At 66.1% G+C, this 16,224-nt stretch carries 20 protein-coding genes and 2 pseudogenes; 18 read left to right on the forward strand and 4 right to left on the reverse strand.

The annotated features are described in order from the left end of the window. On the reverse strand, positions 1 to 689 hold a 689-nt coding region (locus PV682_RS43080; RefSeq protein WP_319738261.1), incomplete at its 3' end, for a helix-turn-helix domain-containing protein. A gap of 506 nt (positions 690 to 1,195) precedes the next feature. Between PV682_RS43080 and PV682_RS43085 the strand changes: the two genes are divergently transcribed. From PV682_RS43085 to PV682_RS43095, 3 genes are read left to right on the forward strand one after another with little or no spacing between them, the layout of a single operon-like run. Next, entirely contained in the window at positions 1,196 to 1,771 is a 576-nt protein-coding gene (locus PV682_RS43085) for a hypothetical protein (protein WP_319738262.1), read from the forward strand. Continuing rightward, positions 1,758 to 3,011 carry an MAB_1171c family putative transporter gene (locus PV682_RS43090; protein WP_319738264.1) on the forward strand — a complete coding sequence of 418 codons (1,254 nt, stop codon included), beginning with the start codon at positions 1,758 to 1,760 and terminating at the stop codon, positions 3,009 to 3,011. The genes PV682_RS43085 and PV682_RS43090 overlap by 14 nt, the downstream gene beginning before the upstream one ends. A 5-nt stretch (positions 3,012 to 3,016) precedes the next feature. Beyond that, positions 3,017 to 3,463: an NUDIX hydrolase gene (locus PV682_RS43095; protein WP_319738265.1), complete on the forward strand. Its 447-nt coding sequence runs from the start codon at positions 3,017 to 3,019 to the stop codon at positions 3,461 to 3,463. Positions 3,464 to 3,469: 6 nt separating this feature from the next. Here PV682_RS43095 and PV682_RS43100 read toward each other — a convergent pair whose 3' ends face one another. Continuing rightward, the gene (locus tag PV682_RS43100) at positions 3,470 to 4,363 is read right to left on the reverse strand and encodes a helix-turn-helix domain-containing protein (protein WP_319738267.1); all 894 of its coding nucleotides are present in this window, start codon (positions 4,361 to 4,363) and stop codon (positions 3,470 to 3,472) included. Between the two features lie 322 nt (positions 4,364 to 4,685). Between PV682_RS43100 and PV682_RS43105 the strand changes: the two genes are divergently transcribed. The 9 genes from PV682_RS43105 to PV682_RS43145 are packed head-to-tail and all read left to right on the forward strand — an operon-like array spanning position 4,686 to position 9,970. Then, positions 4,686 to 5,003, forward strand: a complete 318-nt coding sequence (locus PV682_RS43105) for a transcriptional regulator (RefSeq protein WP_319738270.1) — start codon at positions 4,686 to 4,688, stop codon at positions 5,001 to 5,003. Then, positions 5,000 to 5,332: a hypothetical protein gene (locus PV682_RS43110; protein WP_319738271.1), complete on the forward strand. Its 333-nt coding sequence runs from the start codon at positions 5,000 to 5,002 to the stop codon at positions 5,330 to 5,332. The genes PV682_RS43105 and PV682_RS43110 overlap by 4 nt, the downstream gene beginning before the upstream one ends. 19 nt (positions 5,333 to 5,351) lie before the next feature. Further along, entirely contained in the window at positions 5,352 to 5,924 is a 573-nt protein-coding gene (locus PV682_RS43115) for a WhiB family transcriptional regulator (protein ID WP_319738273.1), read from the forward strand. A 38-nt stretch (positions 5,925 to 5,962) separates the two neighbouring features. Continuing rightward, positions 5,963 to 6,298 carry a hypothetical protein gene (locus PV682_RS43120; RefSeq protein ID WP_319738275.1) on the forward strand — a complete coding sequence of 112 codons (336 nt, stop codon included), beginning with the start codon at positions 5,963 to 5,965 and terminating at the stop codon, positions 6,296 to 6,298. A gap of 8 nt (positions 6,299 to 6,306) precedes the next feature. Beyond that, positions 6,307 to 7,083: a hypothetical protein gene (locus PV682_RS43125; RefSeq protein WP_319738276.1), complete on the forward strand. Its 777-nt coding sequence runs from the start codon at positions 6,307 to 6,309 to the stop codon at positions 7,081 to 7,083. Positions 7,084 to 7,085: 2 nt separating this feature from the next. After that, a complete protein-coding gene (locus PV682_RS43130) occupies positions 7,086 to 7,814 on the forward strand; it encodes an ATP-binding protein (protein WP_319738279.1) in 729 nt (242 codons plus the stop codon). Beyond that, on the forward strand, positions 7,811 to 8,260 hold the full coding sequence (locus PV682_RS43135) for a DUF6195 family protein (protein WP_319738281.1): 450 nt from the start codon (positions 7,811 to 7,813) through the stop codon (positions 8,258 to 8,260). The genes PV682_RS43130 and PV682_RS43135 overlap by 4 nt, the downstream gene beginning before the upstream one ends. Continuing rightward, complete coding sequence (locus PV682_RS43140) at positions 8,257 to 9,351, forward strand: DUF2637 domain-containing protein (RefSeq protein WP_319738283.1); 1,095 nt, start codon at positions 8,257 to 8,259, stop codon at positions 9,349 to 9,351. Before PV682_RS43135 ends, PV682_RS43140 begins: the two co-directional genes overlap by 4 nt. A 49-nt stretch (positions 9,352 to 9,400) precedes the next feature. After that, complete coding sequence (locus tag PV682_RS43145) at positions 9,401 to 9,970, forward strand: hypothetical protein (RefSeq protein WP_319738286.1); 570 nt, start codon at positions 9,401 to 9,403, stop codon at positions 9,968 to 9,970. 76 nt (positions 9,971 to 10,046) lie between these two features. On the opposite strand, the pseudogene PV682_RS43150 reads toward PV682_RS43145, so the two are convergent. Continuing rightward, a pseudogene (locus tag PV682_RS43150) lies at positions 10,047 to 10,734 on the reverse strand (methyltransferase domain-containing protein); the annotation flags it as partial. Between the two features lie 727 nt (positions 10,735 to 11,461). On the opposite strand from PV682_RS43150, the gene PV682_RS43155 reads away from it, so the two are divergent. From PV682_RS43155 to PV682_RS43180, 6 genes are read left to right on the forward strand one after another with little or no spacing between them, the layout of a single operon-like run. Further along, positions 11,462 to 11,788, forward strand: coding sequence for a hypothetical protein (locus PV682_RS43155; RefSeq protein WP_319738289.1), 327 nt, complete (start codon positions 11,462 to 11,464; stop codon positions 11,786 to 11,788). 23 nt (positions 11,789 to 11,811) lie between these two features. Next, positions 11,812 to 12,423, forward strand: coding sequence for a DUF5819 family protein (locus PV682_RS43160; RefSeq protein WP_319738291.1), 612 nt, complete (start codon positions 11,812 to 11,814; stop codon positions 12,421 to 12,423). Then, positions 12,420 to 13,430, forward strand: a complete 1,011-nt coding sequence (locus PV682_RS43165; RefSeq protein WP_319738293.1) for an HTTM domain-containing protein — start codon at positions 12,420 to 12,422, stop codon at positions 13,428 to 13,430. The genes PV682_RS43160 and PV682_RS43165 overlap by 4 nt, the downstream gene beginning before the upstream one ends. A gap of 29 nt (positions 13,431 to 13,459) precedes the next feature. Beyond that, the gene (locus PV682_RS43170; RefSeq protein ID WP_319738295.1) at positions 13,460 to 13,987 is read left to right on the forward strand and encodes a hypothetical protein; all 528 of its coding nucleotides are present in this window, start codon (positions 13,460 to 13,462) and stop codon (positions 13,985 to 13,987) included. 29 nt (positions 13,988 to 14,016) lie between these two features. Further along, positions 14,017 to 14,400, forward strand: a complete 384-nt coding sequence (locus PV682_RS43175; RefSeq protein WP_319738297.1) for a thiol-disulfide oxidoreductase DCC family protein — start codon at positions 14,017 to 14,019, stop codon at positions 14,398 to 14,400. After that, entirely contained in the window at positions 14,397 to 15,239 is an 843-nt protein-coding gene (locus tag PV682_RS43180; RefSeq protein WP_319738298.1) for a serine hydrolase domain-containing protein, read from the forward strand. The genes PV682_RS43175 and PV682_RS43180 overlap by 4 nt, the downstream gene beginning before the upstream one ends. Before the next feature lie 659 nt (positions 15,240 to 15,898). Here the strand turns inward: PV682_RS43180 and PV682_RS43185 are convergent. After that, positions 15,899 to 16,126: pseudogene (locus tag PV682_RS43185) on the reverse strand (transposase); the annotation flags it as partial. Between the last annotated feature and the right edge of the window lie 98 nt (positions 16,127 to 16,224).

Here is a 16,224-nt window from a genome sequence, read left to right on the forward strand (position 1 = left end):
GGGTACGTCACGGTCGGCAGGTCGGCGTCGTTCCACATTCTGCGGGCGGTCGGATCGAGCCGCACCTTCTCGATGATTTCCTGAAGCCGTTCGTCATGCGGCCACTTTTCTGCGTTGACCCGAAGCGCGGCCATCGAGGGAAGTGCCCAGGATTCCCGCCAGTCGATGAGCTGAGTCCGCGCTGCCGGGGAGGTCAGGACCCATTCCACGACGTTGGCCCCGTCCGCCATCCAGGGGAAGTACTCCTGGATCTTCTCGTTGCAGGCGAGGAGGTCCCAACGGTGGTTGCTGAGGTAGATCCCCCACGTCGGGCTCTGCTCGACGAGGGACAGGAGGGCCGGGGACAGCTTGGAGGCCGGCTGTCCGAAGTGCGTGACGTTCGGCGCCCGGCCTCGAACGGTGTTGTAGACGATGTCCCATTCGTCGGCGTCCAGGTCGAGGACGTCGCGCACGGCGTACAGGAAGGTGTCGCTGTAGTTCCCCGGTCGTCCCGCTTCGAGGTTGCCGTACCAGCGCCGGCTGACGCCCGCCAACCGCGCCGTCTGCTGCTGCGTGACGCCGCGGGTTAACTTCACGCCGAACAGGGCGTTGAACCCTGGTACGTCGGCCGCGTCGCGGCGGGCGCGAGCCTGGCGCAGGATGCGCGTGATGAGGAGCCGCCCCCTCCCCTCACCATCCATAACGTTCATATAACATCCAGGGCTGGGGCGTGCGTCACAGATTCCCGGTGGTCGACATCGTCAGCCTCCGTCGAGATATAGCGGACCACCCCCTAATCTCAGGCAAGTTGAAGCCGTACCGGAGCCACTCCGGGAAGAGTTGAATCGAAAACTACCCGATTATGGGAACTACCAGTTCCCTTCTTCAGGATAAGCAGATGCTGTGAATTCCTGTGCTGTTCCGGCTCCGGCCGTAGTCTCACCGGTGCCGGGCAATCCCCCCTACGGCCCCGTCCTGCTCGGCTCGCGCACGCAAAGGATCTTCATGTCGCGCTCCGTTCCGGCCGTCACAGGCTTCAGAGGAATACCGTCCTCCATGATCCGCGAAGCCCGCGCATGCCGCAAAGTTTTCCCCACCAGCGTCGTTTCCTCGTTCTGAGTAGCTCATGGAGAAATTCAGCACGCCCGGCCCGGACAGGCCCGAGCACTCGATACTCCATTCCGGTGACTGGTGGTGGAAACGAGCGACCGAGTCCGTGCGCAGACGCCGCGCAGCGTCAGCAGCGCGGCGTGAACTCCGTGAGGAGTGCCGCTCCCAGCTCGCCGGTATGCCGATCCCGAAGCCGTTCACCCTGGACGGCCTGATCGCGGGGATCGAAGCCGCGCGGGGACGGCGTATCAAGCTGGTCCCGGTCCCGGATCACCTGCTGGCCAGCACCGACGTGTGCGGCCTGTGGCTCCAGCTCGACGACGTCCCGGTGGACCTGATCCTGCACGTGGAGGGCACCACGTCCTTCCACCGCCAGCGGATCATCCTCCACGAGCTGGCCCACATCTGGTGCGACGACACCACCGAGGCCGACTTCGAGGAGTTGGCCCGTCTCCTCCCCGACTTCCCGCCCGCCACGCTGCGTCGCCTCCTCACGAGGGGGCGCGTGATGGCCCGCCACCGCTACGACTCCCCGACCGAGCGCCGCGCCGAGATGCTGGCCGACCTCCTGCACCACGAGGCGTACGCCATCGACCACATCGACGACCCCACGGTGCGCCACCTCGCCGAAGACCTCACCCACACTCCCCACACCCCTCGGAATTCGCGTGTCCGTCTCTGATCTGATCGCCACCTTCATCCTGGCGCTGCTCCTCCTCCAAGCCGCCGTCCGCCTCCCCGGCGCCCTGCGCGGCCGGCGCCGCAGCCGCTCCCTGTCCGGCGCCTTCATCGCCTTCGCACTGGCCTGGTGGCTGCGCACCGACCTCGGCCGCACCACCATCGCCCCCCTCGGCGTCAACGACCTGCCGACCCTCCTGAAGCACATCCTGGCGATCGCGGGGATCTGCGTCCTGCTGATGTACGTCTGCGACGTGTACGCGGAGGAGGACGCCTCCGCACGCCACATCAGGATCTCCGCGCTGGTCCAACGCGCCACCGCGTACGCCTCGTTCGCGACGGTCGTGTGCCTGACGGCGGTCTTCTTCCTCGTCCTCGACCGCTCCAAGACCGCGAAGGACAGCCCGTACTTCATCGGCCGCCACATGGGAGACCCCGGCCTCGCGCTCTACATGGACCTCTTCTACGCGTACGTCGTCGCTGCCGCGCTCGTCTGCGCGTACCAGTGGGGCCGCGCCGCGCGCCGGGCCAGCCACTGGTCCCTGCGCACCGGCCTCACGATGATGACGGCGGGCATGACCCTGATCGTCGTGTACGCCGTCATGCGCACCGTCTTCCTCACCGCCGCGACCCTCCACCCGCTCCCGGCCCGCGACCTGGCCGACCAGGAGCACATCACCGACACCGTGCTGTACGCGGGCTTCCTGCTCTGGCTCCTCGGCTCGATCGTCCCCGCACTCCGAGCCCTCCTGACCCGCATCCGCAGCACCCGGGCGATCCTCAGGCTCCACCCCCTCTGGCGCGACCTCGCCCTCGCGGTCGACGGCATCGCCCTCTACCAACCCACCAACCTCCTCCGCGGCCATCGAGCCGCCGCCCCGCTGAGCACCTTGCGCGACGTCCTGTCCCACGGCGCCACCCCGCAGGTCCGCCTGGGCCGCTACGTCACCGAGATCCGCGACGCCACACACGAACTCCGCCGCCGCGCCCCCGCCGACCTCTACGAACGCGCCGTCCACTTCGCCGAGACCCAAGGACACCGCGGCGCCGACGCCGAAGCCGCAGCCGAGGCGTACTGGCTCAAGGCAGCGCTCCCGGCCGCCCGGCACCCCGCCGGCGCACCGACCGCCTTCCGTACCGCGGGCGACGACTTCACCACCGAGGTCTCCTGGCTGGTGCAGGTCGCCCGCGCGTACCGCCGCACCGACTTCACCCTCGCCCCGCTCCCCGACCCCGCAAAGTGATGACCATGAGCACTCTGACCGCCTCCGCCGCCGCCGTGTTCTTCAACCGCGACGGCGAGGTCCTGATCGTCAACCCGACCTACAAGAAGTACTGGAACCTCCCCGGCGGCGCGGTCGACATCGACCAGGACGAACCTCCCTACGACGCCGCCGTCCGCGAGGTCCAGGAGGAACTCGGCATCACCCCGCCGATCGGTCGCCTCCTGGTGCACGCATGGATCACTATCCCCGGCGTCGGCGCCCAGGTCCTCTACGTGTACGACGGCGGCATCCTCAACGCCGAGCAGCAGGCCGCGATCACCCTCCAGGAATCGGAACTGAGCGAGTACCGCTTCTGCGCCCCGCGCGACCTCGGCCCGGACCTGATCCCCCCGCACCTCGACACGGTGTGGCAGGCCGTCATCACCGCGCACGCGGAACGCCGCCTTGTGGACGTAACGGTGCGTCTGTAAAGGCAGTTACGGGTGGTCGGGCTGCGCCTTCGCCTCCGCGCGGGCCTGCTCGACCTCCTTGCGGATGAACGACAACAGATCCGCCGAGAGCCCTTCCTTCTCCCCACCCCGAGCGGCGATCGCCGCGAACTCGCTCTTCAGCAGCCACGTCCCCGCGATGATCCGCTGCACGTTGGCGTCGTCGGACCAGAACAGCGGAGTCGTATCCAGGGCTTCGGCGAGCGCGGCGAGGACATCCTCCGACGCGGCGGTCACCTCGCCGGTACGCAACTGACGTACCAACTCCTCTGTCAGCACGCGGGTTCCCGTCCTACCGTTGCCCTCAGTCGCAACCTCCGCGTCCGATAGGGGAGTTGGAAGGCGGCCGACGAGATAGATGATCTTCTCGGCCAGGGTTTCCGGAAGCCCCCCGAGCACCGGAGAACTCTCGGATGAGGAGTCGCCCCCCTCCTCCACGCTCTCCTCAAGATCCTGCCCGTTCGCCTTGGCGATGGAGCGGTCCTCCGCCTTCCGCAACTCCTCGACGGTCACTCCGTACCGCGCGGCCAGGGCCTGAACGTACTTCTCCTTGAGCCGCCGCTCCCCCCGCTCGGCTCCCGCCACCGGCCCGGCGCTCTTCGTCCCGATGATCGCGGGCGTCTCGTACTGGAAGAGCCCGGCGTCGCAACGAAGGTCCGTGAGGTCGGGCAGACCCTTGCGCGGGAAGAGTTCGTCAAGTGGACGGCCAAGCGCGCGGGCGAGTGCCGGCAGCTTCTCGGGGTCGGGGGCCGTGAGCCCGGTCTCCCAGCCTGCCACGGTCGAGTCCGCGACGCCGACGGAGGCGGCCACGGCGCTCTGCGGAATGTCGGCGGCTCGCCGCACCGCGCGCACGCGACCCCTGTCGAAGTGTCGAGCAGCCATCGGACCTCGTTTTTTATCCAAGCAGAGGAACCATCTGCTTGTTGATATTCCTCGGAAACTGGGATAGCTTCAGCTTAGCGAAAACCGGGGTTTCGCACACCCTGGCCTCGCCCGACTCGCGTGCGCCCGCAGGCCACGGAGCCGGAACGGACGTCGCGCGCATCGCGCCGTCCTCCCAAAACAACACCGGCGTCCGGGAGTTCGCACCTCCCAGACGCCGGACGCAATGACCTGGCCTTCGCACGGTCCAGGTCACCGAGACGGCCGCCCCGTGTCCCTCGCACGGCACCACCGGGACGGCTACCACGTGAAGGAGTGTCGCATGGCTCTCGCCATGGGCTGCAAGCCGGGCATCTCGACGCCCGACCCCACCATCGCGAACCGGCTCGCCGGCCAGTTGTCGGCCCTGCTGCCCGGAGTCGCCGCCGTGGACGTACGCCTCCAGGACCCCCGGACGCCGTGGCCGCACCTGCGGTTCACCGCCGTCGACGAGCAGCAGCGGGCCGTACACGTCCCCCGCGCGAAGGCGCTGGCCATCGCCCGCTGGCTCATCAGGTCCTTCCCTCAGGCCGGCTGGGCGACCCAGCCCATGCGCTTCGACCTGCGTACGGCCGTACTGAGCGGACGGGACGCCCGATGACGACGGCGAACACCACCGAGTTGGCCGCGCTCCACGGGCTCGCGGCCGTCGTACGGATGCTCGCCCGTACCGACGAAGTCGCCGAAACCCGGCTCCACCTGGGGTACGACGAAGCCGCCAAGCGCTTGAACATTCCCGAGAAGTGGCTGCGCGAACGAATCTCCAGCCTGCCTCACCGGAAGCTCGGAAAGTTCGTCCAGTTCACCGAGGACGACCTCCGATCCATATCCGAGATGCATTTCGTCCAGCCGCATCAGCGTGCGACGCAGGAAGAGAGTCCGGACCTATTGGCCATACGGCCCTCCGCACGCTCCCGCCGACGCACCTGATCATCTGGACACAGACAAAATGAACAACACGATAAACGCCCTGATCGAATCGGCTCGGCAGGGTGACTGGACACCCCTGCTCGAAACCGCCCGCGAAGTTCCGGGAAAGAACTGGCCTGAGAAGGCTCTCTGCTCCGGACTCGACTTCGAAGACGACTTCTTCCCGGAGTCGGAACACCCATGGAGCGACCCCGACCAGATACGGGAGTCCCATGCGGACACGCTGAGGCTGCCGCTCGCCCTGTGCTCCGCATGTCCCTTGTCCGTCGCCGCACGCTGCCTGGTGGACGCGCTGCGGTACGAGGACCGGTACGGCATCCGCGCGGGCCTGCTCGCGCCAGAGCGCGAAGACCTCCTCAGCCTGTGGAAAACCCGCGTCAACGCCGAAGCGGTTGCGGCAGTGCTTCAGGGTGTTACCACCCTGCTCAACTCTGCGGAACGTACAGCAGTGATCGCGCAAGTGGCCGAAGATCCTGAAGTCGACGCCCACCTCGCCGCGCGAGGTCTGGGGATTCCGATCAAGTACCTGTGGCAATTGGTTCGCGAGCACAAGAAGCGCTCCACCAATTCCTCCCTTGCTGAAGCGGCGTAGCCGCGCTTCATCGAATCCCTTTTCACGAGAGCTTCCCCATGCCCAACAGACTCAGCCTGGCTCTGCGCGCTTTGGCGCCGGACGCCGACTTGATACGCGTATTCCCCAAGCGGCAAGGAATGGTCCACCTCTACGGAGCGGACTTCTTCATGCTCCTGTTCTCTCATGACGTAGAAGACCAAGCCGCGCGGCTCGTACGGCACCACTTCGGCGACGCCGTCGACTGGCGGCTCCCTCACGACTTCCACGTGCCCACGGGCCGTCTTTACCTCACTCCGCACCCCGACCGCGTGGGGTACGTCCCGGAGGACGACCGGTCGTTCGGGATGCGGGACGAGCGGTACGTCGCCACGGCGCACGGCGGTGTCCGGTGAGCGCCGCCATGACGGAGCTGGTGTGGAGCCGCTCGCGGGCCAAGCGGGGGTCGCTCCTGGTGATGCTCGCCCTGGCCCGTGAGGCGGACGACAGGGGGTGGGTCTCCCTGTCCCTGGAGCAGATCGCCAAGCTCGCCCGGCTGTCGGCGCGGGCGGTCACCAACTGCCTCCCCGAGCTGTCGGCGCTCGGGGAGCTGAGCTACACGCCGGGTTCGGGCCGGGCCGTCACCAACCGGTACTCCCTCCTGCTCGGTGCATCGGAGGAACGGGAAGCAGGAAGCGGCTTCCCGGAAGCGGCTGCCGAAACCAGGAAGTCCGAGCCAGAAACCCCGAAGTCCCTGCCAGGAAGCCAGGAAGCTTCTTCCGCGCATCCCGGTGCTGGTAGTACTCCCGTAGGGAGTACTACCTCTTCAGAACAGCAAGCCAGCTTGCTTCCTCCCCGTACGGCGCCGACGCGAGCGGACTCCGTCCCGGCAGGTGCCCGGGACCTCGTCGCCGCTCTCACGAACGCCGGGATGGTCGTCGGCTGGCGGCTCACCGAGGACGAGTGGGCGCGGGTAACAGCCTTGTCGGCGCGGTGGGGCGCCGAGCGGCTGGTGGAGGTCATCTCCCGCCGCTGGGACCCCGGCCGTCCCCCGCAGTCCGCGCGCTACCTGCTGCGCATCTGGGACGACCTCCCGACTCAGGTCCCGGCCCCCAACGTCGTCCCCCTGCGGCGCGAGTCCGGCGGCTGGAAGCCGTACCGCAACCCCGCCAGGGCCGACGCCTACCAGAACGGATTCTGACCATGCCCGAGCCTCAACTCGCCTTCCAGGCACGGTCGGTGCGCCGGATGGAGCAGATCCTCGCCGCGAAGGGGATCTCCCTGGTCCCCGACGACGTCCGCCCGTCATCCGCCGAGTCCGGTCCGGGCAACCCGCGCTGGCACCACGACGCCCGGGTCGAGTACGCGCTGACCCGCTGGGAGTCGGCGACCCCTCCCCGGTTCCGCGACGCGGAAGCGACGCTCCCGGAGGTGCGGGCCTGGGCGGACCGTGCGCTCGACGACCCGTCCCGCGCGGGAACGCTTCTGCTCACCGGCCTGACCGGGACGGGCAAGACGCATCAGGCGTACGGCGCGCTGCGGCACATCGCGAGCGGCGGTCCTGACCGGTTCGAGGTGCTGGCGGTGAACTCGGCCGACATGTACGGGCGGCTGCGTCCCAGCGCGGTGATGGGCGCCTCGGAGCAGGAGCTGAAGAGGCTGTCGACGGTGCAGTACCTGTTCCTCGACGACTTCGGGACGTCGAAGACGTCCGAGTGGACCGAGGAGATCACCTACCGGCTGATCAACCACCGCTACAACCACTGCCTCCCGACCGTCATCACCTCCAACCTCCCGGCCCGCGACGCCGACGGCCCCGACCTGACCGACTTCGTCGGCGACCGAGTCGCGAGCCGCCTCGCCGAGATGGTCACCACCCTCGTCCCGATGATCGGCGACGACCGGCGCCGGACACGAGGGGCGGCGGCATGAACCACCCCACCTCCCCCAGGAAGACCACCCCTCCCATGCCCCACCCCCTCATGCTCGCCGCCGCCTCGAAGCTCGTCAGGGCGGAGCAACTGCGCTCCGCGGCCCGGACGCAGGCGTTCCACACCTGGGGCACGCGCGCGGTCACGGCGGCGTCGAAGCACGCACGGCGGCTCCTCGGCGACGAGGCCGTGACGCTGAAGTGGGAGGCCCTGGGCGTCCTGCATCCGGACGACCTGCTCCAGGCGATCGCGCCGCTGGGCACGGTCGCCGGGCAGCGCCTCGAACTCCACTACAGCGGCGACGGCAAGCAGACCGAACGGCTCGCGCTGCGGCGCTCGTGCGGCACGTGCCCCGCCCAGCACCTCGACGACGTCGACTCGCTCGAACACCTCGGCCGGCTGCTCGCCCGTACCCCCGCGTGGCCAACCCTCAAGGAGCAGGCGTGAACACCCCGAACAGCCTGCGCACGATGTCCGCCTGGGACCGCGCGGCGATCGTCCTGCTCGGCGCGGCCGGCTTCGCCTTCTCCTACGACGCGCTCCGACAGGTCGCCCTCGCGATCCACGCGCGGCCCACGCTGTCCTACCTCTTCCCGGTCTTCGTCGACGGGTTCATCGCGTACGGCGTGCGCGCCCTGGTACTCCTCCGGCACAGCGGATTCGGCGCGCGCCTGTACACGTGGGTGCTCTTCCTCGCGGCCACCGGATCGAGCCTGTGGGCCAACGCGCTGCACGCGATCACCCTCAACCGCACCCCGCAGACCGGCCCGTCCGGACCGTCCCCGCTGCACCTCGGGGACAACGTGGTCGGCATCCTCTCGACACTCGCGCCGCTCGCGCTCGCCGGGTCCGTCCACCTCTACATCATCATGGCGCGGACCGCGGAGTCGTCCGTCCCGGACCGAGCTGAACGCCGTCCGGGACCGGTCCGCGACTGCGTGAAGGTGGAGTTCGGCGTCCCGGAAACGGCAGGCCGTCTGCAAGGCCAGGACGCCGGGGAACGCTCCGCTATCCCGCCTGTTCTGCCTCCCGTCCACGAGCGGGCGGACAGCGGCCCAACGCCGCCGTCCAACGCTGGACCTGCGGTGATGCATCACCCGGCCGACCGGAAGAGTGCCCCCTTCGCGGCCCGGGAACACGAAGCGCAGCCGGAGTCCGGACCGCAGGAGTCACCCGTCCCGGACGGAGAAACCCCGCCCGCCGACCCGCCCGATCCGACCGGCGCGGTCGACCAGGACCCGGCGGCGCAACAGGACACCGTCCTCGGTTCCGACGACGAACCGGTCCCCGTCCCGGACGAGGACGAGCCTCCCCAGGACCGCGAGCCAGAGGACGACTGGATGAGGGACCTCCTTCCCATCGCGCGGGACGCCGCCCGGACCGCCGGACGGATCAGCCGCGACGCCATCAAGGACGCGGTCCGCGCCCACCAAGCCGTCGGCAACGACAAGCTCGGCGAACTGGTCGCCGCCCTCAAGGACGAGGAAACCACCACCCACCGCATGGCTCCCCCAGACTCGTCCCGGCCCCTCTGGTGACCAGCGCTTCCGGAGAGAATGTCCTCACCAGCAGGAAGGAAGAACAACCATGCGGCGACACCTGCCCGGCGCCGGCGACGAAGCAGCCCACCGGCACGCCACCGAAGCCGCGGCCCAGCTCGACGCCCACCTCCGCGCAGGCGGAACCCTGATACCGGTCCCCACCCCCGGATACACCCCGGACCCCGGAGAAACGGCGTACGCCGACGTGACGTGCACGACGGCCCGCTTCTACGCCACCGACCTCGTCCTACCTCCGCGCGCCGGCTACTTCGAGAACCACCCGTCCCTGGGCCGCCGCTGGGTGACCAACCGACGGCTGGACGCCCAACGCCTCCAACCAGCGGAAGCTGAAGCCCAGGAACAGTGGCGCGACCACGAGTGGGCACGGGTGCTCCTCACCTCCGACGGCATCCGCATCAACCCGCCAACCTCACCGGACACATGGCTCCCGTTCGACCACGTCCTCCTCACCAACGTGACGGCCGAACCCGACCGCCAGGAACTGGTGCTGTCGTACAGCGTGTGCGCACCGCTGCTTCTCACAGGTCCAGCCGTTCCCTGGTTCACAGTCACCTTGGGGCATTTGGTTTCGGTCTGTTCGCCTCGGACTTCTTAGCACTCCAGCTGCCTTAACGGTCCAGGTCACTTGTCCACGTTCTGGCAGCCGCATCCGGCAGCGCTCTTGGCCTCACTCACGGTGACGGACGGGTCCGTCGCCTCTCGACCGGTATGCAGCAGGCGATGGCACCACAGCAGGAGTCGCCCTCCGTACGAGACACAGTAGCGGCCGGGCCGACGATGGCGGGTTTGGTGGCGCGGACATGGCGGAGTGCATGCCGTCGGCGACGGCGTGGGTCGGGGCGATCTCGACATCAGTGAACCCGGCGGCCTCCAGGCCCGCTCTGTACTCGGCAAAGGAGAGGGCGTCAGCAATGCAGCCACCATAGTCGCCACGCTCGACCCGCTGTTCGGGGAGTAAGAATCTCGTCAGCGACGACGTCGGAGCCCGTTCGGCGAAGACGGCGGCCTTGTCGGCAGACAGGTTGATCACGCAGTTGGACACCACGACATCGATCGTCTTCGCGGGCAGCTGGATCGCCTTGACGGCGTCATGGAGGAACTCCGCGTTCATCACTTCCGCTCTCGCCGCGTTAGCCAGGGCGAGTATCTCTTTGGTCATGTCCAGCCCCGTACGTCTTGCCGGTGGGACCGATACGGCAGGCGGAGAGCAGGACGTCGATGCCGCCGCCGGAACCAAGGTCCAGCACGCATTCACCCCTGCGGAGTTCGTGCGACGACGGTCGGGGTACCGCCGCCGAGGGAAACGGCGACCGCCTCTGCGGACAGGACGTCCCATTCATCAGCGGCGTACAGGGGCGACGACTCCAAGCGCTCTGACCCGTATCAGGTTCTTGCGTATGTGATCAGCCATGGTCGCCTCCCGCACCGCACCCCAAGTTCATCGCCCGAAGGACAGCGCCGCACTTCACATGAAGACGTGAAGTGGCTACATGAACGCGGAGCTTGACCGCGAACACGAGTGCCGCAGCGGCGGCACAACGCACGAAGGTTCCACCCCTCTACTAAAGTCAAATTTATGGAAAAATCATGACTATTGAGACAAGGGAAGAATCTAATACCATTAGACAGTTACGCAATTTGAGACGACACCGTTTCAGTCTTCGTACACCTCCCCCGCCACCCGCCTCCCGGGCCGAAGATTTTCCTCGACGCCTTCCAGGTAACGGAAGAGGATCTTCCATTCAATCGCAGCGAGGGGACACTGGCGCCCGTCAGGCTTTCCGGGGCGGCGCCATGTAAGCAGAAGCGGAATGTAATCACCCGACCCAAGAAGAGGGGCCCAACTGTCCGTATGTAGATGTTCAGCGGTGGCCGATCTTGCTCCGCCCGCTTGATTGGATCTTTGCGAACCTTTGGGTCTCCTGTGAGGATCGTGCTCACGTTCAAACAGAACAACCCAGAACCAGGCGAGTGCCGTGTGAATATTTAGACAACTATGTCCTATTTGTTCACCCTGCTCTTGTATTTGATTCTGTGTGATCTGCTGGCCTGACTCACAAGGCCACGAGACAGAAGGAGAGTCGGCATGAAGAAGATTCTTGTGACGGCGGGAATAGCCTTAGGGGCTGCGGCGACCATGGTCGCGGTGCAGGGTTCCGCGCAGGCTTCCGAGGCTGCGCCGACAACCACCGTGGTGCCGCAGGCTACCCCCGGTTCGCAGGAGCAGCCGCAGGCCATCGTGTCCGCAGCGCGGGCGGCTGTTCAGGCCGCACGCGTCGTCGCGCGCGATTCGTCGGTGGCGAATGAGCTGGCCCAATCAGTGCGGTCGGCCGGTCTCAGCCTGTTCGGCTCCGCCGGCATGGATGCCTCCACGACGAACAACGTCTCTGTCGACAGCATCTTCGATCAGTGAGCAGAGGGTTGGTAGCCAGGAGGGTGGCGCTGCTTGTCGGCGCCGCCCTCCTGGGCGCTCACTTCTTGATGGCGGCAATTTCGCAGGCCCCCTTCAACCCTGTGAAGATGCGTCTCCAAGACGAAACAAGTAGCTATCTGAACCCATATTTCGCACAGAACTGGCAACTGTTTGCTCCCGACCCACTGTCGGATGACCGTGGCATCTTGGCCCGCGCCAAGTGTGCGGATGGTTCAACGAGTGAGTACTACGACGTGACGACTTCTCACATTCGTGCCGTCCAGCAGGACCGGTTCTTCCCTTCACGTGTTTCGCGTCTAGTCACGAGCAATTTGCAACTGGTCAACGACCAAGATCCCATCCTAGACAGACTGCGAAGCGCAGAAGAGAAAAAGCGCAAGCCTGCGGTCCCACTCATGGATTATGAAAAAAAATCTCGTGACGACGCCATCCAGTTCCTCTCCCGATATGCGTTGTCACAGGCCCCTCAAGCCTGTGACGGGAAAATTCAGGCGCTACAGGTGCGAATGTACGTACATAAGATGCCGCAATGGTCTGAGCGCCATGACCCTCCACGCAAAGCGAACGTTACTGTTCAAGATTTCCGGTGGGTCAGCCTGAGGGAGCTGCGGTGAGGAAGGCTGTCATACTGATCGACAGTTGGAGCACGCACCCTCGAAGCGTCATCGGCGCCTCCGGAATGCGCGTGCTGCTGGGTTTCGTCGGCTTCATGTTCTACGCAAGCCAGTATGGGGACCGTCACTATCTTTTTGGTCCCGATGCCGTGCTGCCCTGGCGGGACTTCATCGAACAACTCAAGCAGTCAGGAACATTCAGCCTCTATGCCTTGAGCCGTTCTGGTACGTGGTTCGAAATCGTCTTCCATGTCGGCGCCCTCCTAGCTATTGCGGTGACACTCGGGATCGGAGGCCGACTCGTACTCGCCGGGCACTGGGTATTTCTGTGGTCGATCTTCCAGCGGCAGCACGCTCTGCTGGATGGCGGGGACAACCTGGCCTACGTCGTCATCCCAATGCTTCTGCTTACGCGTTGCTACGATCGATTCTCCATCTCCACCGGCGTAGCACGACGGTTTTCCGAGCGAATTCCAGAGACTGTCCGCTCGCTGGCAATACCGCTGCACAACCTTGGAGTGCTGGCCATAGCGGCGCAAATCATCCTCGTCTACGTCACCAGCGGTCTCTACAAAGTCCAAGGACGCCTGTGGCAAGACGGCACCGCACTTTTCTACATCTTGCGGGTTCCAGAATTCACATATCCAGAGATATCAAACCTTATCTACGAAAACGACACCCTAGTGGTGGCAGGCACCTACGCGACAACCTTGTTCATGGTCTATTTCCCCATGGGCGTCCTTGTGCCTGCCCTTCGCCCGTGGACAGCATTGGCATCTATAGGTTTCCACCTGTCGATTGCCATCTTGATGGGCCTCACCAGTTTCGCCCTGACAATGGTTGCCTGTGACCTCATATTTTTGAGCCGGGCCATAGACAGGGCACTGGCGCTCCTGGCCCGCTCTCCGGACCGCCTACCTCCAGCCATCCAAGCGCGTCTGGGTTGGCCGAAAAAGACTCCCCGAATCGTGCCGGCTTCTGTTCCTGCGGAGAATGCGGAGTGCTAACCCATCATCTGCACAGGAATGGAGACTCGATGGCAAGCCAAGAGGGTTTGACGCAAGATGCGCTGTTGGTCGGGCTGTTCTGCGTGACCCCGGACCGGGTTTATCTGGGTGCACCGCCCGGTGAAGCGGGCACGGGGATCCAACTCTCTCCCTTCGGCCTGCAACCGGTCGGTTCTCAGGCGACGCCGTGGCCATGGCCTGAGGTAAGCGCCGTACGCGTAGTCGGCGCGCCAGTGAAGTCAGGTGTCGCGCGAGGACTGGCAGTAGCGGGCTTGGCTGCCTCGATGCTGCTGACCTGGTGGTCGGTACGCGATCCGGACCAGATGCTGGTGGTACTCGAAGTGGCAGACGGTAGCAGCGAGTTGCTGGTTGATTCGGCCGCGGCTATCGCTTACACCCCGCGTGAGGCGGAACTCTCGCAGACACTGCTGAACCGCTTCACGGATGGTTCCCTGTCGCCCTCGATCATGACGGAGTGGCGAAGCAGCACCCCGAAACCACGTCGCCTCGCCGCCCGGCCCCGGGAGGAGTTGCTGTTGCAGTGGACGCAAAGCTAGAGGTCATGCCCGAACAATCTGATGACTCTATGATCCTCGCCTTCGACGGAGACTGCGGAATCTGCCAGGCCACCATCCAGTGGATCAGTACCAGGGCTCAGCCCTCCGTCGTCGCCCGCCCCTGGCAACTGCTCGACACACAGATGACCCAGCCGTACGTCGAGCGGCTCGACCGAGAGGTCCTGCTCTTCCATGATGGCGAGGTGAGCGCGGGCGGTGCCGATGCTCTGATGCGTGTGCTGAAGTCTTCACCCAAGCGCCGCTACCGTGCACTCGCCACAGTTGCCTGCCAGCCGGGAACTCGCGTACTCGCTCGCCATGTCTACGGATGGGTGGCGAGAAACCGGTACCGGATGCCCGGTGGCACGGCTGCATGCGCTGTGCGGCCATCTTCCTTGAACGGAGGCCCATGAGGTTCAGCCGGATAAGCGGCTGTGTTCTGTCCAACGTCGCATCAGAGCATGTCAGCGGGCATCACGATCCCGATGCCCTGGTCGAGATCGGCTCGTTCACGAAGGTCCTTACGGGTACGGTTCTCATGCGCCTGGCGACCGAAGGCATCGTCGAACTGGACGATCCTGTGGAACGCTGGCTCAACGCTCCCTTCGGCACCGGCATCACACTGCGCAACCTGGCCGACCATTCCTCTGGGCTTCCTCGCCTGCCGCCAGGCGTCCCGCACACCAAACGCGATCCCTACGCCGCGTTCACCCACGAGTCTCTGTACCAGGCTGTCGCCCGGTTCGACACGCTCGCCGTCCGGCCGCCTGGGCAGAAGCGCGAATATTCCAACTTCGGCTACGCCGTACTCGGCGCGGCCTTGGTCTCCGCAGCGGCAACGCCGTTCGACGACCTGGTCAACAAATACGTCGCTGAGCCACTCGGTGTCGAAGATGTAACCGCCGGCCCACCCACGGGGCGGCGCCTGGCCGCGAGGAGCCTACTTGGCCGGGAGCGTCCGCTGTGGACCACGACCGGTGCGATCCTGCCAGCCGGCGGTCTGTGGGCCACCACTCGCGCCGTCGCGGCTCTCACCCAAGCCCTGCTCCTGGGCAGGCAGTTCGGTGAACCTGCCCCGTCATGGCAGTCCACTGGCCGCCTCTGGTGGCACAACGGCGCGACGAAGAACGCCTTTGTCTTCGCCGGGGCGCTGCCGGACAGTGGTACCTGGGTGGTCGTCCACCGCCTCGGTGGCTCACTAGATGACACCGAGCAAACAGCCCTACGACTATTGGCCCAGCCCCGGGCGTGAGCCTTGTACTACAGCCTCAGATCTTGAGGTTGTGATTGGTTTCTGCTCGAGGGGGGTCGCCAGTGGCGGAGGTGGGTGGGCAGAGGGTCGCCGCGCGACCATAGTGGCTGACGGTGGCGCGGGGCTGATGCAGGGCTAGCGAGTGGTGCTGCTGTAGGCAGTACACGTCGCTGTGGTGAGTGGTCAGGGCAGTGGCAGGCAAGGGGGCGGTAGGCGGACCAGCGGAAGGTGCCCCCTCCCGCTACCGCCGGCGCTTGTCCCTCGTCTGCCGAGTCCAGGCCGATGGGCTGTCCCGGGAAAGCCAGGGGCGAGCACCGCGCAGGTCACGTGCCGCTGCCAGAAGGTCCGGCAGCAGACCTGGTACTGACCGAGCCTGGTGATCTGCTTGGCGAGCTCGTTGTTCCCCTCGATCTTTCAGCTGGTCTCATCGATGGCTTCATGGCCAAGACCGGGCTCGACCTCCAGCCCTCGTAACCCCAGCCATTAAAGATCTCTAGCCTCGATCTTTCATGACGGTCTGCCGACGGAGTCGGCAGACCGTTTCGCGTTCCGTGGCTGCTGGCGGGCAGGCCGGTAGCCCGACTGACGTGTCGGGTGGGCGCCGGGTTCCACTGCTCCGGAGACGATGGAGCTGCTCGCAGGGACGGGAAAGTGACTGGTCAGACCGGGTTGGGCAGTTGGTCGAGCCGTTCGAGGGCGCTGGTGACGACATGGGTCCAGGGCCAGTGGCGGGCGAGGCGGAGGATCCGGCGACGGCCGGTCGTGACGAGCTGGCCGGCCGAGCTGAACAGGCGGAGCCGCAGGCGGCGGGGCTCCCAGAGCCGGGCCCTGCCATTCAGCGCAAGCATCGGCATCCAGGCCAGCAGGTCGAGTGCGATCTGGACGATTGAGGTTCCCCCGAGATGCGGAGTGTGTTGACAGAGGGTCAGATGGGACTCATGAGAGGAACATCGACCATGGCCGCCCCCAGAAAGTACTCGCTGGA

It is taken from the genome of Streptomyces niveiscabiei (assembly GCF_033794345.1).
Taxonomy (GTDB): Bacteria; Actinomycetota; Actinomycetes; order Streptomycetales; family Streptomycetaceae; genus Streptomyces; species Streptomyces niveiscabiei.

Bases quoted from the DNA above. Each gene is read 5' to 3' on its own strand.
- PV682_RS43105 (WP_319738270.1), top strand. From the start codon at position 4,686: ATGGCTCTCGCCATGGGCTGCAAGCCGGGCATCTCGACGCCCGACCCC.
- PV682_RS43120 (WP_319738275.1), top strand. From the start codon at position 5,963: ATGCCCAACAGACTCAGCCTGGCTCTGCGCGCTTTGGCGCCGGACGCC.
- PV682_RS43100 (WP_319738267.1), bottom strand. From the start codon at position 4,363: ATGGCTGCTCGACACTTCGACAGGGGTCGCGTGCGCGCGGTGCGGCGA.
- PV682_RS43095 (WP_319738265.1), top strand. From the start codon at position 3,017: ATGAGCACTCTGACCGCCTCCGCCGCCGCCGTGTTCTTCAACCGCGAC.
- PV682_RS43155 (WP_319738289.1), top strand. From the start codon at position 11,462: ATGAAGAAGATTCTTGTGACGGCGGGAATAGCCTTAGGGGCTGCGGCG.
- PV682_RS43175 (WP_319738297.1), top strand. From the start codon at position 14,017: ATGATCCTCGCCTTCGACGGAGACTGCGGAATCTGCCAGGCCACCATC.
- PV682_RS43125 (WP_319738276.1), top strand. From the start codon at position 6,307: ATGACGGAGCTGGTGTGGAGCCGCTCGCGGGCCAAGCGGGGGTCGCTC.
- PV682_RS43180 (WP_319738298.1), top strand. From the start codon at position 14,397: ATGAGGTTCAGCCGGATAAGCGGCTGTGTTCTGTCCAACGTCGCATCA.
- PV682_RS43115 (WP_319738273.1), top strand. From the start codon at position 5,352: ATGAACAACACGATAAACGCCCTGATCGAATCGGCTCGGCAGGGTGAC.
- PV682_RS43170 (WP_319738295.1), top strand. From the start codon at position 13,460: ATGGCAAGCCAAGAGGGTTTGACGCAAGATGCGCTGTTGGTCGGGCTG.
- PV682_RS43135 (WP_319738281.1), top strand. From the start codon at position 7,811: ATGAACCACCCCACCTCCCCCAGGAAGACCACCCCTCCCATGCCCCAC.
- PV682_RS43145 (WP_319738286.1), top strand. From the start codon at position 9,401: ATGCGGCGACACCTGCCCGGCGCCGGCGACGAAGCAGCCCACCGGCAC.
- PV682_RS43130 (WP_319738279.1), top strand. From the start codon at position 7,086: ATGCCCGAGCCTCAACTCGCCTTCCAGGCACGGTCGGTGCGCCGGATG.
- PV682_RS43110 (WP_319738271.1), top strand. From the start codon at position 5,000: ATGACGACGGCGAACACCACCGAGTTGGCCGCGCTCCACGGGCTCGCG.